We start from the raw sequence: 16202 nt of genomic DNA, 5'->3' as shown, positions 1-16202 counted from the left end.
GTATAGCGGAATTTTTTAAAAGGGCCTCAAAAGAGAGGCGCTGCTCATGGGCGATGAAAGTGACTATAGGGAGTAGTGCAAAAAGGGGGAAAACACCGCTTTTGATTATGGAAACTGACCTGATCATAATGCAATAATGAAACTCAGTTTTTAAAATACTGTTTCCCAAGGAGAGGAATTAAGGAATCTCTCAATAATAGTTCTACTATTGTTCGAAACGGAGTAATCAAAATTATTGCCGAAATTGCTATTGTGACCATTTTTGTCCGAGTAGAATCCTCTTAATTGTCAACTGTCTAGTTCTTCAAAATCAATTCCTATTCACAATGTATGCAAAATAAAAAAATAGCCAATCCGTATATTCTACGGATCGGCTATTTTTAATCCCATTCATAGGGTGTTTGTTGATAAACATAGTAATTTAACCAGTTGGAGAATAATAGATGGGCGTGCGAACGCCATTTGTTTTTTGGTGTCTTGGTTGGGTCATCATTGGGATAATAGTGATTCGGAATGGCTATGGGCAATCCTTTTGCCCGATCTCGCTCATATTCTTCAGCAAGTGTCGTTGCTTCATATTCAAGGTGACCGGTAATCATAATTTGTTTACCTTCATTGGCGCTCATAATAAAAGCACCCGCTTGAGGTGATGCAGCAAGAACCTTGACCTTACTATGATTCTTTAACTCTTCTAATGATATATCCGTATGCCTTGAATGGGGTGCGACAAAAGAGTCATCAAAACCGCGTAATAAGTTTTCTGACCAATTTTCTACATCATGGTCAAACACGCCGAAACATTTTTCCGGTAGCTCAAACTTATCAATATTGAAATGATGGTAAAGTGCTGCTTGTGCTCCCCAACAAATATGGAGTGTACTCGTGACATTGGTTTTTGTCCAGTCCATTATTTCTTTTAACTCTTCCCAATAATCGACTTCTTCAAAGGAGAGTAATTCAATCGGAGCACCCGTAATAATCATGCCATCAAACTTTTTTTGTTTGATTTCAGAAAATGTTGAATAAAACTGCTCAAGATGGATGTGGCTTGTATTTTTTGAATGATGTGTAACGGTTTTCAACAAGGTAATATTGACTTGAAGCGGTGTATTACCTAATAATCTTAATAAATGTGTTTCTGTTTTTTCTTTTTGCGGCATGAGGTTAAGTATAAGTATGTTTAATGGGCGAATATCTTGCCCCTTAGCGCGACCTTCATCCATAATGAATATTTGCTCTTCCTCGAGAATTTCCCGTGCTGGAAGTCCTTGTGGAATGGTGATTGGCAAGTGATCATCCCCTACTGTGTGAAATTTCAATAAACTTATTATAAAGACGTTTAACTTATTGAGCAACCTGAAAACCTTAAAATTATCATTAATTTGAAAATTTCTTGTCACATATCATTATTTAGATTTAGGAAGTGATACAATAGTAACGCTTGCAATGACAACTGGTATAGAGGAGAGGAAAAGCGATGGGGAAATATGTGAAGTCAGATATTGAAATTGCTCAAGAAACAACGATGAAACCAATTCACCAGATTGGGGAAAAGCTCGGACTTACGGCCGATGATTTAGAGCAATTTGGTAAATATAAAGCGAAACTTACAGCCGAAACACTTAAAAGAGTGGAGAGTAAGGAAAATGGGAAATTAATTCTTGTTACAGCCATTAATCCCACACCTGCAGGCGAAGGGAAATCAACTGTTACTGTAGGTTTAGGTGATGCATTAAATCTGTTAGGGAAAAAGTCGATGATTGCCATGAGAGAACCATCTCTAGGTCCAACAATGGGCATTAAAGGTGGAGCGACAGGAGGGGGATATTCACAAGTCGTACCGATGGAAGATATTAACCTTCATTTTACAGGTGATATTCATGCGATTACTACTGCAAATAATGCCTTATCTGCCTTAATCGATAATCATATCCAACAAGGAAATGATCTTAAAATTGACCAGAGAAGAATTATTTGGAAAAGAGTGATGGATTTAAATGATCGTGCGTTAAGAAATGTCATTGTTGGTCTGGGAGGTCCTGCTCAAGGTATTCCGCGAGAAGATGGTTTTGATATTACAGTGGCCTCTGAAGTAATGGCAGTACTATGTTTAGCGAAAGACCTACATGATTTGAAGAAAAGATTAGGCAAAATGATTATTGCTTATAATATTAACAAACAACCGGTTACGGTGGCTGATTTAGGTGCTGAAGGTGCTTTAACCCTTTTATTAAAAGAGGCAATCAAGCCTAATTTAGTACAAACTTTAGCACATACACCTGCACTTATACACGGTGGACCATTTGCGAATATTGCACATGGTTGTAATAGTGTGATCGCGACAAACACTGCTTTGAAGTTAGCTGATTATGTTGTAACAGAAGCGGGATTTGGCGCCGATTTAGGAGCAGAGAAATTTTTACATATAAAAGCGAGAAATATGGGTGTAAGTCCTGATGCAGTTGTCATTGTGGCGACGATTCGTGCACTTAAGATGCATGGGGGCGTCGCTAAGGAAAATCTCAGCTCAGAGAACACGGCTGCACTAGCAAAAGGATTTTCTAATTTGAAAAAGCATGTTGAAACAGTTCAGAGTTTCGGATTGCCGTTCGTTATTGCACTTAATCGCTTTAATGGTGATTCCGCAGATGAAATTGAGACTTTTAAAGAGTTGTGTGAAGAGCAAAATATACTATGGTCACTAACAGAAGTATGGGCAGAAGGAGGAACAGGTGGCTTACAGTTAGCAGAGAAAGTGTTAGAGCAAATTGCAAAAACAGACCAATCGTTTACGCCACTTTACAATTTACATGACAGCTTAGAAGAGAAAATTGAAACAATTGCTAAAAATGTGTATGGTTCAAGCGGAGTTGAGTTTACATCGAAAGCAAAGAAACAATTAGCCGATTTTGAACGCTTTGGCTGGTCTCATCTCCCTATATGTATGGCTAAAACCCAATACTCATTATCCGATGATGCAGCAAAATTAGGTCTTCCTTCTGACTTCACAATAACTATAAGAGAATTAAAGCCCTCTGTAGGTGCCGGTTTTATTGTGGCATTAACAGGAGCTGTTATGACAATGCCTGGGTTACCTAAAGTACCCGCAGCGATGCAAATGGATGTGGATCAACAAGGACAAGCGAAAGGATTATTTTAATCAATATAAAGGGGAATTGATACATTGTTTGACCCAATAGCTTTTGATAATATGAAGGTTGTTTTAGAGGGGCATATTTATGATTTTGATTTAACGGGTGAAATGAAGATAATCGATCGAAATGATTGGATGAATCTAGCGAAATTTAGCCGACGCTATGACATCTCATTTACGGATACAACCGTTGCTAACACTTTATCAGCAAAAATTACCTTACAGGCCAATTTGCAACAAATTACGGCGGAATTGCAGCCTACGCACCCATTCACAAATGAAATCGGTGCTCATCTATCCATCTCTTTTATTCTGCAAAAACAGGAAAAAAATAAGTTAGAATCAGCTTACGAGCAAGTCGTTAAACAATGGGGGAATCGCCGTACCATTCAACAACGATTAATAAAGGTAGAGAATGAATGGACGCAAGAGATAGTAGTCAATTTTGACAGACTGATAACAGAAGATCAATTAGAAGACTTACTTGATTTAATTGACTACACACAACAAACATTAATAGTATTAGATCAATATTAGAGGTTTGAGACAATAGGTGAGATGGTATTCTTACATGGCAACGCTAAAAAGCGGTGCTCAGTAGAACAATCCAGTTCCTATTGTCTCGACTTTTTTTATAAAAAATTGTATGAGTAAAGTTGATAAGCATGAATATATCACGGATCGCCATTTTTCATGTTACAATTAGCTATTAGAATAGTTAATAGACTAACCGCAATATAGCTGGTTTAGATAGATTAATGAATGGATGGTCGAAATGAAAAATATATCATTAGAAAATATAACAAAAACTTACGGTGAAAAAGAGCTATTTAAGCAAATTAATTTTACTATCGGAGAAAATGACCGCGTTGGCTTAATTGGTGTAAATGGAACAGGAAAGTCATCACTGTTAAAAATCGTCGCGGGTATTGATTTGGCTGATGCTGGAGAGATTATTGCGCCTAAGGATTATTCAGTCTCCTACGCTGAACAAGAACCTAAATTAGACGAACAATTGACTATACTTGAACAAGTATTTGCAGGCGATTCTCCTTTACTCGTGCTTTTAAGAGAGTATGAGCAAGCATTAATCGCTTTGAATGAACATCCAGAACATAGCGAAGTACAGGAGCATCTTTTCCAATTACAAAAAAAATTAGATGCTAATAATGGGTGGGAAGCAAGTACAAATGCCAAAACGATCCTAACAAAACTAGGTATTGTCGACTTTGAAAAAAAAGTTGGTGAATTGTCCGGTGGACAAAAAAAACGGGTAGCGTTAGCACAAACGTTGATACAAGATAGTGATTTATTAATTCTCGACGAGCCAACGAATCATCTTGATCATGAATCGGTTCAATGGCTAGAAGAGTATCTTACCCGATACCGGGGAGCAATTCTGCTTGTGACACATGATCGCTATTTCCTTGATCGTGTGACAAACCGGATGTTTGAACTTGATGCGGCACAATTATACAGTTATAAAGGTAACTATGGAGCATTCCTTGAGGCGAAAGCGGTCCGAGAGGAGAATGAAGCAGCTGTAATCGATAAACAACGGAATTTATATCGTAGAGAGTTAGAGTGGATGAGACGTGGTGCCAAGGCGCGAACAACCAAACAAAAAGCGCGCATAGATCGTTTTGATCAATTAGATGAAAAATTGACAAATGTTACTTCAAGTGAAAAATTAGACATGTCTTTAAGTGGTAGTCGGTTAGGAAAGCAAGTATTTGAGTTGAAATCAGCGACAAAATACTATGGTGATTTAGCCATCCTAAAAAACTATGACCTGCTAGTGAAACCAGGTGACCGACTAGGCATTATTGGTCAAAATGGGACAGGAAAAACCACTTTTCTAAATATTTTAGCCGGCAATTTACCGTTAGACCAAGGTGAGAGAATCATCGGTCAGACGGTTAAAATCGCTTATTACACACAGGAAAGTGAAGAAATGGATGAGAGCAAAAGAGTGATTGAATACTTAAAGGAAGCGGCCAAAGTAATCGAAACAACTGACGGAAAAACGATATCTGCTGCTCAAATGCTTGAGCGTTTTCTGTTTCCACCTTATATGCATGGTACATTAATTAGAAAACTTTCAGGTGGAGAAAAACGTAGATTATATTTATTGAAAATCTTAATGACTTCACCGAATGTTTTGCTTTTAGACGAGCCGACAAATAATCTTGATACACAGACGTTAACGGTGCTAGAGGATTATCTAGAAAGCTTTGCTGGTGTGGTTATAACGGTTTCACATGATCGTTATTTTCTCGATAAAGTCGCCACTCAATTACTTGTATTACAAGGAAATGGGGAAATAACAAGTTATTATGGGAATTATAGTGAATACCTTGAGAAATCAAAACAAGCATCAAGTAAAAAAGCGGAAGAGAAAAAGATAGTAGAAGTAAAGGAAGAAAGTAAACCAAAAAAGAAAAAGCTTTCCTATAATGAAGCAAGAGAATGGGAGCAAATCGATGACAAAATGGAAGCGATTGAAAGTCGTTTGAAAGAAATCGATGAGGATATGAACAATATTGGTAGTGATTTCGAAAAAGCTCAACAGCTCATGGATGAACAAAAAAAGCTAAATCATGATTTAGAATATCTCATTGAACGTTGGAGTTATCTGTCTGAATGGGCAGATGCTTAGTCAATGTAGATAAATGAAAGTAGACGATGATTTATGTTAGAATAATTATCATGAGAGAACAATTAAAGTAAAGGGTGATTTCATTGATTATAAAAGCGATTGAACCTACACCAAGTCCGAATACGATGAAGGTGATCTTAGATAAAGAACTGCCTATGGGGACAAGCAATAATTACAAAGTAGGTCAGGCTGAAGGAGCGCCGGAAGTCATTGTTGATATCTTAAAAATAGATGGAATTAAAGGTGTCTATCATGTAGCCGATTTTCTTGCAGTCGAACGAAATGCGAAATTCGATTGGAAAGATTTACTTCCTCAAGTGAGAGCAGCCTTTGGTGAAGAAGCTGAGAGTGCTGGGGGAACGGAAGTAAATGAACATTTTGGTGAAGTACAAGCTTTTGTGCAAACGTATAAAGGCATACCGATGCAAGTGAAATTAACAGATGGTACAGAAGAAAAGCGCTTTGGCTTACCGGAACTTTATGTTAAAGCTGTAGGTGATGCACAAGCACCTGATGATAATGTAGTCATGGTGAGAAAGTGGAAAGAACTAGGAGTGCGTTATGGTGAATTCGAACAAGTAGGTAAAGAAGTAGTGGATGAGATTCTAGCTGCATACCCAGAGGAAAGAGTAAAAACACTCATCACTGCAGCCCAAAGTCCAGAATCAGAAGAAGCATTGGCACCTAGAGTCCGTCTTAAACTTACCCCAGATGATTTAAAAGTGGAAGACTGGCGTATACGCTATCAAAAGCTTGAGCAAATGGCTGATCCTTCTCTAGATGATTTAGATGTACTTGACTTTGCCCTTCAAGATGAAAAAGCGTCTGTGCGAAGATTAGCAACTGTTTACTTAGGGATGATTGAAGACGTTCAAGTACTACCTTATCTATATAAAGCGCTAACAGATAAATCAGTCACAGTGCGAAGAACAGCGGGGGATTGTTTATCAGATCTCGGCTTCCCTGAAGCTTCTGAAAAAATGATGGAAGCATTATCTGATAAAAGCAAGCTGGTTCGCTGGCGTGCAGCAATGTTCTTATACGAAGTAGGCGACGAAAAAGCGCTTCCTGCCTTAAAAGCAGCTGAAAATGATAATGAATTTGAAGTAAGTCTGCAAATTAAACTAGCAATTGAAAGAATTGAGCAAGGCGAAGAAGCAAAAGGGTCTGTATGGAAGCAAATGACAGAATCACGGAAAAATGGATGAGTTAGAAGGACACCTGCATGCGCAACATGCAGGTGTCCTTTTTCAATCATAACCAGTATACGACGAAGCCGTAGGTAATTTTTTTGTGTTAGAACTGAGGATAAGCAGGGTTCAGTCCAAAAGAAACTCGATCAAAAAGTAGAGATAGAAACATAGATATAGAAGGTTTTTACATTGGCAGGAATAGTGTTATGTCGAGATGTGTGCGTGCCTCCATGAGTTGAGTGAAAAAGAGTGGGCAAACCGGAATTGCACGTCGGCCAGGTTAGAAAAAGGGAATGAGAGCTATGGAAATTGGATTTGCGAGTCACTCGGGTTTGGAAATGAGTTTGAGAGCAGTGCAAATTGGATTTGCAAGTCACTCAGGTTCGGAAATGAGTTTGAGAGCAGTGCAAATTGGATTTGCAAGTCACTCAGATTCGTAAATGAAGTTGAGAACAGAGCAAATTGGATTTGCAAGTCACTCAGATTCGAAAATGAGATTGAGAGCAATGCAAACAGGTTTTGTGAGTCACTCAGATTCCCAAATGAAATTGAGAGCAGTGCAAACAGGTTTTGTGAGTCACTCAGATTCCCAAATGAAGTTGAGAGCAGTGCAAATTGGATTTGCGAGTCACTCAGATTCGTAAATGAAGTTGAGAGCAGAGCAAATTGGATTTGCAAGTCACTCAGATTCGAAAATGAGATTGAGAGCAATGCAAACAGGTTTTGTGAGTCACTCAGATTCCCAAATGAAGTTGAGAGCAGAGCAAATTGGATTTGCAGGTCACTCAGGTTCGGAAATGAGATTGAGAGCAGTGCAAACAGTTTTTGCAGGTCACTCAGGTTCGGAAATAAGATTGAGAGCAGTGCAAACAGTTTTTGCAGGTCACTCAGATTCACAAATGAAGTTGAGAGCAGTGCAAACAGATTTTGCAAATCACTCAGATTCGAAAATGAGATTGAGAGTAATGCAAACAGGTTTTGCAGGTCACTCAGATTCGAAAATGAGGTTGAGAGCAGAGCAAATTGGATTTGTGAGTCACTCAGATTCCCAAATGAAGTTGAGAGCAGTGCAAATTGGATTTGCGAGTCACTCAGATTCGAAAATGAGGTTGAGAGCAGAGCAAATATAATTTGCAAGTCGCTCAGGTCGAAAAAAAGTAATGAGAGCAGAGCAAATTGGATTTGCGAGTCACTCAGATTCGCAAATAAGATTGAGAGCAAAGCAAACAGGTTTTGCAGGTCACTCAGATTCGAAAATGAGATTGAGAGCAATGCAAACAGGTTTTGCAGGTCACTCAGATTCGAAAATAAGGTTGAGAGCAGAGCAAATTGGATTTGCAGGTCACTCAGATTCGAAAATGAGATTGAGAGCAAAGCAAACATTTTTGCAGGTCACTCAGATTCGAAAATGAGATTGAGAGCAATGCAAACATTTTTGCAGGTCACTCAGATTCGAAAATGAGGTTGAGAGCAGAGCAAATTGGATTTGCGAGTCACTCAGGTTCGCAAATAAGATTGAGAGCAATGCAAACAGTTTTTGCAAGTCACTCAGTTTCCCAAATGAGATTGAGAGCAGAGCAAACAGGTTTTGCAAGTCACTCAGATTCGCAAAAGAGATTGAGTTCCTATCTGGTTAAGCAATTTGCAGAAATCAAGGTTTTAACACAGGTATATTTTACGATGGTAGATTAGTTGGGATGAGTTCACTTCATTTTATCAATTGGAAGACAAAACATATGAGCATTGGATACTATTGAAGGTAAGGGGATAATTTCAATGTTGTGTAAAAGCACTGCTTGACTATATTCTCTGTGATTTAGGGCTTAATAAAGTCGAGATTCAGTGTGCAGAAGCAAATATTAAAAGTAGAAATATACCTAAACGTCTAGTGTTTAAACAAGAAGGTATAAACCGTGAAGCTGAGTTCATCAACGGATGTTATAACAATATTGTCACTTATAGTTTGCTTAGAATAGAGTGGAAGGGCAATCAATAGTAACTTCGGCTAGTAGCAGTTTTTATGGCTAATTGACTAACCTTAGGCAAAAATTTATAGTAGGACTATTCAATTGTGGGCTCTTGTGTTTGTTAGCTTAATGTGTGTGGGGATGTCTCCCTTTGTGACGTGACCTAACATCGCACTTTTGGTATTATCCGAAAAAAACACATGCATCAACACCTCAAAAAAGGCGAAACCCTGCAATAGACTTAGAAGCATCCGTCCAGTCATAAATATTTTGGATTTCCAATTATTCAATCGTCTATCATTGGCTATTCCTTTTATCCGAGAACGATAACTTTGCAATATAGGCTTGAAATATAGTATGCTTACTGTGCAATCATTAGTAAAGGAGGGGAATATTTATGTCTATGGCTTATGAAGAGTATATGAAACAAGTTGTGAAGCCGATGAGAGCTGAGCTTGTTCAGGCCGGTTTTAGCGAGTTAACAACTGAAGAAGAAGTAAACGATTATATGGAGCAAGCAGAAGGTACAACATTAGTTGTCGTGAATTCTGTTTGTGGCTGTGCAGCAGGATTAGCAAGACCTGCAGTGACTCAGGCTGTATTAAATGCAGAGAAGAAACCAGACAATTTAGTGACCGTTTTTGCTGGTCAAGATAAAGATGCAACAGCAAAAATGCGTGAATATTTCACAGGTATTGAGCCGTCTTCTCCATCTATGGCCCTTCTTAAAGGGAAAGAAGTGGTACATTTTATTCCACGTCATGATATTGAAGATCACTCTATGGAAGAAATTATGCACAATTTATTAGCAGCGTTTGATAATAAATTATAAAAAGGATCACACGATAAAAGGTGATTGAATGCAGCAGTTAGGAGCACTCTTATCCTGACTGTTGCTTTTTAATTTCAATAAATAAGTAGGTGTTTTGATGTTTGTTACAACATCAGCGAGGACAAATCCTGACGAAACCAATAAGGCAAAGCAGGTAGCAATGACGCTGAACCTTCCCTTTATACATAGAAGAAAAAGAACAATAAAGAGTATGGTCAATCAATACGAAACGAACGGAATTGTCGTTGGAAAAGAGCGAATGGAACTATATAAAGTAGGTGAGGAAAGCCCTTTTTTCTTTCATCCTAGTTCAGCAATGTTCCGCCTTAAGCGTCTGCAAAAAGGTGAACATGATCCTTTTATAGAAATTTGTCAACTAAAAGCGGGTTCTACTTTTCTTGATTGCACACTTGGGCTAGCTTCAGATAGCATTGTGGCAAGTTATGCTGTAGGTGAGACAGGGAAGGTAATTGGGTTAGAAGCAAGTAAGGTGATAGCGTATTTCGTTGGTCAAGGTTTGAAAGAATGGCCAAATGACAACGTAATCATGAAAGGCAGTATGGAAAGAATCGAAGTAGTTCATGATTTAGCCATCAATTACTTGAAATCTGTCCCTGATGCTTCCTTTGAATGTGTCTATATTGACCCCATGTTTGAAACAACGATAAAAGAATCGCCTAATATCAATGCATTACATTCGATTACATACAAAGGTGATTTGACTGAGGATATGATTATTGAGGCGAAGCGCGTGTCTAAAGAGAGAGTGGTATTGAAGGATCATTTCCGTAGTGAAAGATTCCAAGCCTTTGCATTTCAGCAAATCAAACGTAAATCAGCGAAATTCCACTACGGTGTGTGGGAAAAAAGATAAAAAGATTGCTGTTGCCTTACTAATGGCTACAGCAATCGAAACTAATGGCAAACGTTTTTTAATCAGTGATACACATATAAACAAAGTAAGCAAGTAGTACTAAACCACCAACAAGCGCAATCCAACTAGAATCCATTATGTACCTTCCCCCTTCTTATTTTCTTATTTGTATATATCCCCCAAAAAAGCAGCAATTAATCATGAACCAATGCCCAAAAAGTGATAAAATATGGTAGAATAAAAGAAAAATTTTGTGAGGCAATGAACATGAATATTCAAATGGCAGCGAGAATGGAGCAATTCCAAGAGAGTATTTTTTCGGAACTAGCTGAAATCAAGCAACGGAAACTAGAAGAAGGCATAAAAATGATCGATCTTAGTGTCGGTAGTCCCGATTTACCACCTCCTCCAATTATAACAAAGATAATGGGCGAAATGGCAAGTGATCCAAAGCTTTATGGTTACACATTAAAAGGGATTCCGGAGTTTCATGAGGCAGTGGCGAATTATTACAGTAGAAAATACGGCGTAACCCTCGATGCGAAGGAAGAAACCACGTTACTGATGGGCTCACAAGACGGTTTGGTCCATTTACCAATGGTGCTTTGTAATCCTGGTGATATAGTACTCGTTCCAGATCCTGGTTATACAGCGTACGAAGCAGGTGTGAATCTTGCAGGAGGGCAAATGTATCGTATGCCTTTAAAAGAAGAAAATGATTACTTACCTTCTTTCGCTGATATCCCAAAAGAAGTTAGTAAAAAAGCAAAGATAATAATTCTAAATTATCCTGGAAATCCGGTTCCTGCCCTGGCGACAAAAGAATTTTTTGGACAAGCAATCGAATATGCGAAAGAAAATGAGATTGTCATTCTCCACGATTTTGCTTACTCTGAATTATATTTTGAAGAGGTGCCAATTAGTTTTTTATCAGTTGATGGTGCGATGGATGTAGGGATTGAAATGAACTCGTTATCTAAAAGCTTTAATATGGCAGGGTGTCGTGTGGCTTATGCTGCAGGAAATCGTAAAGTTATTTCTCTTTTAAGTAATCTAAAGTCTAACCTTGACTATGGCGTTTTTTATCCTATTCAAATGGCTGCTGTACAGGCGTTAGCTGATGATTCCTCCTTTTTAGATGAATTGAGAGCGGTCTATAAAAAAAGAAGAGATTCTTTTGTTCTTGGATTACGAGAAGTAGGTTGGGATGTGGCTTTACCTAAAGGGTCGATGTTCGTATGGGGGAAATTACCGGTTGGAATGAAATCTAAGCCATTCGCACTTGAATTAATTGAAAAAGCGGGAGTCGTTGTAACACCTGGAAATGCCTTTGGTGAATGGGGCGAAGGTTATGTACGCATGGGTATTGTCCAATCAGAAGAAACATTATTAGAAGTTGTTTCCCGTATTGAGAAAAGTGGCATTTTTAAATAAATAATGAAAGTCATCTGAGGAGGAGATACACTTGCCGAGTTGGTTAAGAAAATCATTAGTGGTGATGGTGACAATCTTTACATTTGGATTGGTAACACCAACGAGTTTATTACCTATTCAGCATGAAGAAGATAAGTCACCAAGAAAAGCAGTTTTAGCTGAAAGCTTACCAGATGTAAGTGGAGAAGAAACTTCACAAGTTTCGAGGGAGGATTTTATAAAGGAAATGGTTACTTCCGCGGAAAAGCATTCTTTCGAAAAGTTTGGTGAAAAAATTAAACCGGTCATTGAATCAGAATTTCAAATCGTCATCCTACCTAATATAGAAAAGGCGATTTCAGAAGTTGCAGAGCAGTATACAGAGGAGAATCTGCATCATTTGAGTATCACTGAAACGGCCTCTGCGGGCGTTTCAGAACGAATTTTTCATATAGCAGATGAGGCCAAGCAGAAAGATGTCATTCGTTTTCATGTCAGAAGAGATCATCCACCACAGCAAGGTTATTGGTTTAATTTCCATTATCATACTGCCTATGATCAATTCCAAACTCACCATGAACTAGGATCTATCTACTGGGATAAAAATACCCCGCCAAAATGGATGAGTTAATTTCAAAAATTGAAACTTTTCTAGTACATATTCGTATATACTAGGTGAGGAACGATAGTATATAAAGTTGATCAGGGGGAAAAATTCACTATGGAAATTATCGATGGGATCATACATACCTATTCTAGTTTCTTTGATTGGGATATGTGGGTTGAGGCATTATCTCGACCAGATGCATGGGTGCTAATTGGCACATTGGTCATTTTAGAAGGCTTGCTTTCAGCCGATAATGCGCTTGTCTTAGCAGTAATGGTTAAGCACCTACCACCAAAACAACGAAAGAAAGCACTTTTTTATGGGTTGCTTGGCGCTTATTTCTTCCGTTTTTTAGCGATAGGTGTAGGTGTATTTTTAATTAAATTTTGGTGGATAAAAGTACTAGGAGCCGCTTACTTAGGCTGGTTAGCTATTAAATATTTTATCGACAAAAAGAAAGCAGAAGAAGCAGAAGACGAAGAAGCGTTGGAAGGAATCAATCAACGAGGCTTATTGATTCGTCTGTTTGGGACATTTTGGGGAACAGTTATTGCCGTTGAATTAATGGATATTGCTTTTTCAATTGATAGCATTTTAGCAGCACTAGGTGTGAGTCAAGAAATATGGGTACTTCTTGTTGGTGGTATGCTAGGTATCATCATGATGAGGGGCGTTGCAGGGGTATTCTTAAAATTAATTGACCGTGTACCTGAACTTGAAACAAGCTCTTATATTCTTATTCTATTAATCTCTTTAAAGATGTTGTTAAGTGCAGCAGGTATTCACATAGATCATATGTATTTCTTTGGCGTACTTGTGATTGTTTTTGCAATTACTTTTATTGTACATGCGAAGAGAAAACGTACTGAAGCAGCAGGCTCATAAGAAAAGGGGATGAATTGCTTCATCCCTCTTTTTTCACTCCATCAATATCTTCCAATATCTGATAATAATTGCAATTATTTCTGGGTCCCCTCTATTAAATTTTTCTGAAATTAAAAAAAGGAGTTGGCGTATGAGGTTATTTACAGATTTATCTCAAGCTGCACTAGATGAGTACTTTTTTAAAGAACCGACGACATTTAATAAATATACACCGAAGAATGAGCTTGCATATGCATTAGCAGCCACCCTTTATATGCCTGCAACACGTCCTGCAATCCATCAAGATTTGATTAATAAAAAGCACGCTGGTCTAACATCAGTTGTCATTTGTTTAGAAGATAGTATTGGTGATCTAGAAGTGGAAATAGCGGAAAAGGAATTACAGCATTCATTACATAAACTTCAACAAGATATTTCTAGAGGCTTTATTACATTAGAAGAATTGCCATTACTTTTTATTCGTATAAGAAATAAAGAGCAGTTAGTTCGGCTAATAACTTTATTTAAAGATGAATGGCAGTTACTAACTGGTATTGTCATTCCAAAATTCTCTTCAATCGATGGTGAAGACATGCTACAACTCGTAAGTGATATACGAAATAGTGGCCATGAATTATATGCGATGCCAATTCTTGAAACGAAAGAAGTTCTATTTAAAGAAACAAGAATGGAAGAATTAAAAAAAATAAAAGGAATATTCGATAAGTACGCCCATTTTATTTTGAATATCCGGATAGGGGCGACAGATTTTTGTGGACTTTTAGGAATCAGAAGAAACACATCCACTTCATTATATGATATTGCTGTATTGAGAGATTGTCTAGCAGACATTATGAACTTTTTCCAAAGGGCACCTAATACTTACTTACTTTCTGGACCTGTTTGGGAGCATTTTGTTTCTAAAGAAAAAGTTAACGTACTAAGTAATCAAACGGAGCAAATCATGGATTCATCGTCATTTATGAACAAACTACCGAAAGAGATGAGAGGATTCATAGCAGAAATATTACTCGATATTAGTAATGGTATCATCGGTAAAACGATTATACATCCCACGCAAATTACGCCGGTACAAGCTTTAAACACTGTGACTTATGAAGAATACAATGATGCAATGGATATATTAAATCATTCAAATGGGGCCCGTGGTGTGATGAAAAGTGCGAGTCAGAACAAAATGAACGAAATGAAGCCCCATTATTATTGGGCAAAAAAAATCGAGTTAAAATCAAGAGTTTACGGGGTGCTAAATGAACAATACAACACAATTGATTTCTTCCAACAGTTATCACATGATAGACGTCATCGAGCCCATGCAGGTGAAGCTAAATATCAACTATAATCCTTACCATTTTAAATTCGATGAATTATTCCAGATGGCAGCAAGAAAGAATAAAAAAAGATCCTTTTTATTCGTTAGTAAAGTGTTAGGTAAACATCTGCCTATCTCGCCGGCAAAAGGGTTAGCAACGGGACTGTTATTAGCAGAAAGCTACCTTAAGGATGTGGAAGGGAAAAAGCTTTCGTCATCATCACCCTTTGTGGATGTACTGAAAAATAAGCAGTCTAAATTTAGTGATACAGCATTTATTGGCGATCAATATTCCCCCATCATTATTGGTTTTGCAGAAACTGCGACAGCGCTCGGTCAGGCATTTTTTCAAGCGTTTAAGAATGCAGATTATTTTCATACAACGAGAGAAGATCTTTTAAACGTTGAATCGATCATTCATTTTGAGGAAGAGCATTCACATGCTACTTCTCATCGTTGTTATATCGACGCCAATTTGTTGCAAAATAGTCGGGAAATTATATTAGTAGATGATGAGATGACGACTGGAAAGACAGCGCGAAATATTATCACTTCATTACATGATAAGTTTCCGAGGAAGCATTACACTGTTGTTTCTATTCTTGATTGGAGAAATGAGACCAACAAGAATGCATTTATTGAATTAGAGGAAGCGTTAGATATCACTATACGTCATATATCCCTTCTTGCTGGCGAAGTTGAAGTAGATGGGAACCCAGTTATTAAGGAGGAAGAAAGTGTAGACTTTTACCGTCCATCTACAGAAATGAATGAAATTTACATAGAAAAAGAATTACCTATGCTGTTTGCTTCTAAGTATTATCCTACGACAAATCAAAAGTCTCCCTTCAACACTGTTCCTTATATTGCTGAAAGTGGTCGATTCGGGTTGGATAGTAAAGTGAACGTTTTATTAAACTCAAAAGCAGAGAAGGTTGCAACATTTCTTGATCAAAAAAGAAAGGGTAAACATATTTTATGTATCGGCACAGGTGAGTTTATGTATTTGCCAATGAAAATAGCTAGCTTAATGGAGGGTAGTGTAAAGTATCAAAGTACAACCCGTAGCCCTATTCATGTCCATAATAAACCATCCTATGGCGCACGCTTTGGTATGACTTTTCCTAGCCCTGAAGTGGAAGAAGTGGTGAACTATATCTATAATATTCCACCGGAAACATATGATGAAGTATTTATCTTTTTTGAAAGATTAGTAGATGAACAGGTTTTAAGCAAGTTTTTACAACAGTTAAAAATACCAAGTATTCAAGTTGTCTTTTTGAAAGGAGTGAGGTGATTTGACTAT

The 16202-nt window shown here is 37.7% G+C and carries 17 protein-coding genes; 16 read left to right on the top strand and 1 reads right to left on the bottom strand.

From position 1 onward, the window contains the following. Positions 1–380: 380 nt before the first annotated feature. Positions 381–1289, bottom strand: coding sequence for a homoserine O-acetyltransferase MetA (metA, locus tag MKX83_RS14765; protein WP_095372843.1), 909 nt, complete (start codon positions 1287–1289; stop codon positions 381–383). A 188-nt stretch (positions 1290–1477) separates the two neighbouring features. Here metA and MKX83_RS14760 point away from each other — a divergent pair, with 188 nt between their 5' ends. The 16 genes from MKX83_RS14760 to MKX83_RS14685 all read left to right on the top strand — a co-directional run bounded on the left by MKX83_RS14760 (position 1478) and on the right by MKX83_RS14685 (position 16193). Beyond that, positions 1478–3160: a formate--tetrahydrofolate ligase gene (locus tag MKX83_RS14760; RefSeq protein WP_341056067.1), complete on the top strand. Its 1683-nt coding sequence runs from the start codon at positions 1478–1480 to the stop codon at positions 3158–3160. Positions 3161–3184: 24 nt separating this feature from the next. Next, positions 3185–3691, top strand: coding sequence for a hypothetical protein (locus MKX83_RS14755; protein WP_095372845.1), 507 nt, complete (start codon positions 3185–3187; stop codon positions 3689–3691). Between the two features lie 238 nt (positions 3692–3929). Beyond that, the gene (locus tag MKX83_RS14750) at positions 3930–5813 is read left to right on the top strand and encodes an ABC-F family ATP-binding cassette domain-containing protein (RefSeq protein WP_341056061.1); all 1884 of its coding nucleotides are present in this window, start codon (positions 3930–3932) and stop codon (positions 5811–5813) included. An 83-nt stretch (positions 5814–5896) separates the two neighbouring features. Continuing rightward, positions 5897–7021: a conserved virulence factor C family protein gene (locus MKX83_RS14745; RefSeq protein WP_095372847.1), complete on the top strand. Its 1125-nt coding sequence runs from the start codon at positions 5897–5899 to the stop codon at positions 7019–7021. Between the two features lie 287 nt (positions 7022–7308). Then, positions 7309–7446 carry a hypothetical protein gene (locus MKX83_RS14740; RefSeq protein WP_341056055.1) on the top strand — a complete coding sequence of 46 codons (138 nt, stop codon included), beginning with the start codon at positions 7309–7311 and terminating at the stop codon, positions 7444–7446. Then, positions 7447–7650, top strand: coding sequence for a hypothetical protein (locus MKX83_RS14735; RefSeq protein WP_341056054.1), 204 nt, complete (start codon positions 7447–7449; stop codon positions 7648–7650). Beyond that, a complete protein-coding gene (locus tag MKX83_RS14730) occupies positions 7651–8136 on the top strand; it encodes a hypothetical protein (protein ID WP_341056052.1) in 486 nt (161 codons plus the stop codon). A 30-nt stretch (positions 8137–8166) separates the two neighbouring features. Next, positions 8167–8418, top strand: a complete 252-nt coding sequence (locus MKX83_RS14725) for a hypothetical protein (RefSeq protein ID WP_341056048.1) — start codon at positions 8167–8169, stop codon at positions 8416–8418. A 52-nt stretch (positions 8419–8470) separates the two neighbouring features. Then, positions 8471–8698 (top strand): hypothetical protein, encoded by a 228-nt coding sequence (locus tag MKX83_RS14720; RefSeq protein ID WP_341056046.1) that lies wholly within the window; start codon positions 8471–8473, stop codon positions 8696–8698. Positions 8699–9370: 672 nt separating this feature from the next. Next, the gene (locus MKX83_RS14715; protein ID WP_095372850.1) at positions 9371–9805 is read left to right on the top strand and encodes a BrxA/BrxB family bacilliredoxin; all 435 of its coding nucleotides are present in this window, start codon (positions 9371–9373) and stop codon (positions 9803–9805) included. Positions 9806–9902: 97 nt separating this feature from the next. Continuing rightward, positions 9903–10679 (top strand): class I SAM-dependent methyltransferase, encoded by a 777-nt coding sequence (locus tag MKX83_RS14710; protein WP_307313188.1) that lies wholly within the window; start codon positions 9903–9905, stop codon positions 10677–10679. Between the two features lie 267 nt (positions 10680–10946). After that, a complete protein-coding gene (locus MKX83_RS14705) occupies positions 10947–12113 on the top strand; it encodes an LL-diaminopimelate aminotransferase (RefSeq protein WP_341056040.1) in 1167 nt (388 codons plus the stop codon). Positions 12114–12144: 31 nt separating this feature from the next. Next, positions 12145–12723 carry a YpjP family protein gene (locus tag MKX83_RS14700; RefSeq protein WP_307313193.1) on the top strand — a complete coding sequence of 193 codons (579 nt, stop codon included), beginning with the start codon at positions 12145–12147 and terminating at the stop codon, positions 12721–12723. 90 nt (positions 12724–12813) lie between these two features. Continuing rightward, a complete protein-coding gene (locus MKX83_RS14695; RefSeq protein ID WP_341056037.1) occupies positions 12814–13584 on the top strand; it encodes a TerC family protein in 771 nt (256 codons plus the stop codon). A 130-nt stretch (positions 13585–13714) separates the two neighbouring features. Further along, positions 13715–14926 (top strand): HpcH/HpaI aldolase/citrate lyase family protein, encoded by a 1212-nt coding sequence (locus MKX83_RS14690; RefSeq protein ID WP_341056035.1) that lies wholly within the window; start codon positions 13715–13717, stop codon positions 14924–14926. Further along, a complete protein-coding gene (locus tag MKX83_RS14685) occupies positions 14835–16193 on the top strand; it encodes a phosphoribosyltransferase family protein (RefSeq protein WP_322909530.1) in 1359 nt (452 codons plus the stop codon). The genes MKX83_RS14690 and MKX83_RS14685 overlap by 92 nt, the downstream gene beginning before the upstream one ends. The last annotated feature ends 9 nt before the right edge of the window (positions 16194–16202 follow it).

It is taken from the genome of Cytobacillus sp. FSL M8-0252, assembly GCF_038007345.1.
GTDB lineage: Bacteria > Bacillota > Bacilli > Bacillales > Cytobacillaceae > Cytobacillus > Cytobacillus kochii.
The sequence above is the reverse complement of the archived record's forward strand: the minus strand, read 5'-3'. Positions and strand labels throughout refer to the sequence as shown.

Bases quoted from the DNA above. Each gene is read 5' to 3' on its own strand.
- MKX83_RS14760 (WP_341056067.1), top strand. From the start codon at position 1,478: ATGGGGAAATATGTGAAGTCAGATATTGAAATTGCTCAAGAAACAACG.
- MKX83_RS14750 (WP_341056061.1), top strand. From the start codon at position 3,930: ATGAAAAATATATCATTAGAAAATATAACAAAAACTTACGGTGAAAAA.
- MKX83_RS14740 (WP_341056055.1), top strand. From the start codon at position 7,309: ATGGAAATTGGATTTGCGAGTCACTCGGGTTTGGAAATGAGTTTGAGA.
- MKX83_RS14735 (WP_341056054.1), top strand. From the start codon at position 7,447: ATGAAGTTGAGAACAGAGCAAATTGGATTTGCAAGTCACTCAGATTCG.
- MKX83_RS14730 (WP_341056052.1), top strand. From the start codon at position 7,651: ATGAAGTTGAGAGCAGAGCAAATTGGATTTGCAAGTCACTCAGATTCG.
- MKX83_RS14725 (WP_341056048.1), top strand. From the start codon at position 8,167: ATGAGAGCAGAGCAAATTGGATTTGCGAGTCACTCAGATTCGCAAATA.
- MKX83_RS14715 (WP_095372850.1), top strand. From the start codon at position 9,371: ATGTCTATGGCTTATGAAGAGTATATGAAACAAGTTGTGAAGCCGATG.
- MKX83_RS14710 (WP_307313188.1), top strand. From the start codon at position 9,903: ATGTTTGTTACAACATCAGCGAGGACAAATCCTGACGAAACCAATAAG.
- MKX83_RS14705 (WP_341056040.1), top strand. From the start codon at position 10,947: ATGAATATTCAAATGGCAGCGAGAATGGAGCAATTCCAAGAGAGTATT.
- MKX83_RS14695 (WP_341056037.1), top strand. From the start codon at position 12,814: ATGGAAATTATCGATGGGATCATACATACCTATTCTAGTTTCTTTGAT.
- MKX83_RS14690 (WP_341056035.1), top strand. From the start codon at position 13,715: ATGAGGTTATTTACAGATTTATCTCAAGCTGCACTAGATGAGTACTTT.
- MKX83_RS14685 (WP_322909530.1), top strand. From the start codon at position 14,835: ATGAACAATACAACACAATTGATTTCTTCCAACAGTTATCACATGATA.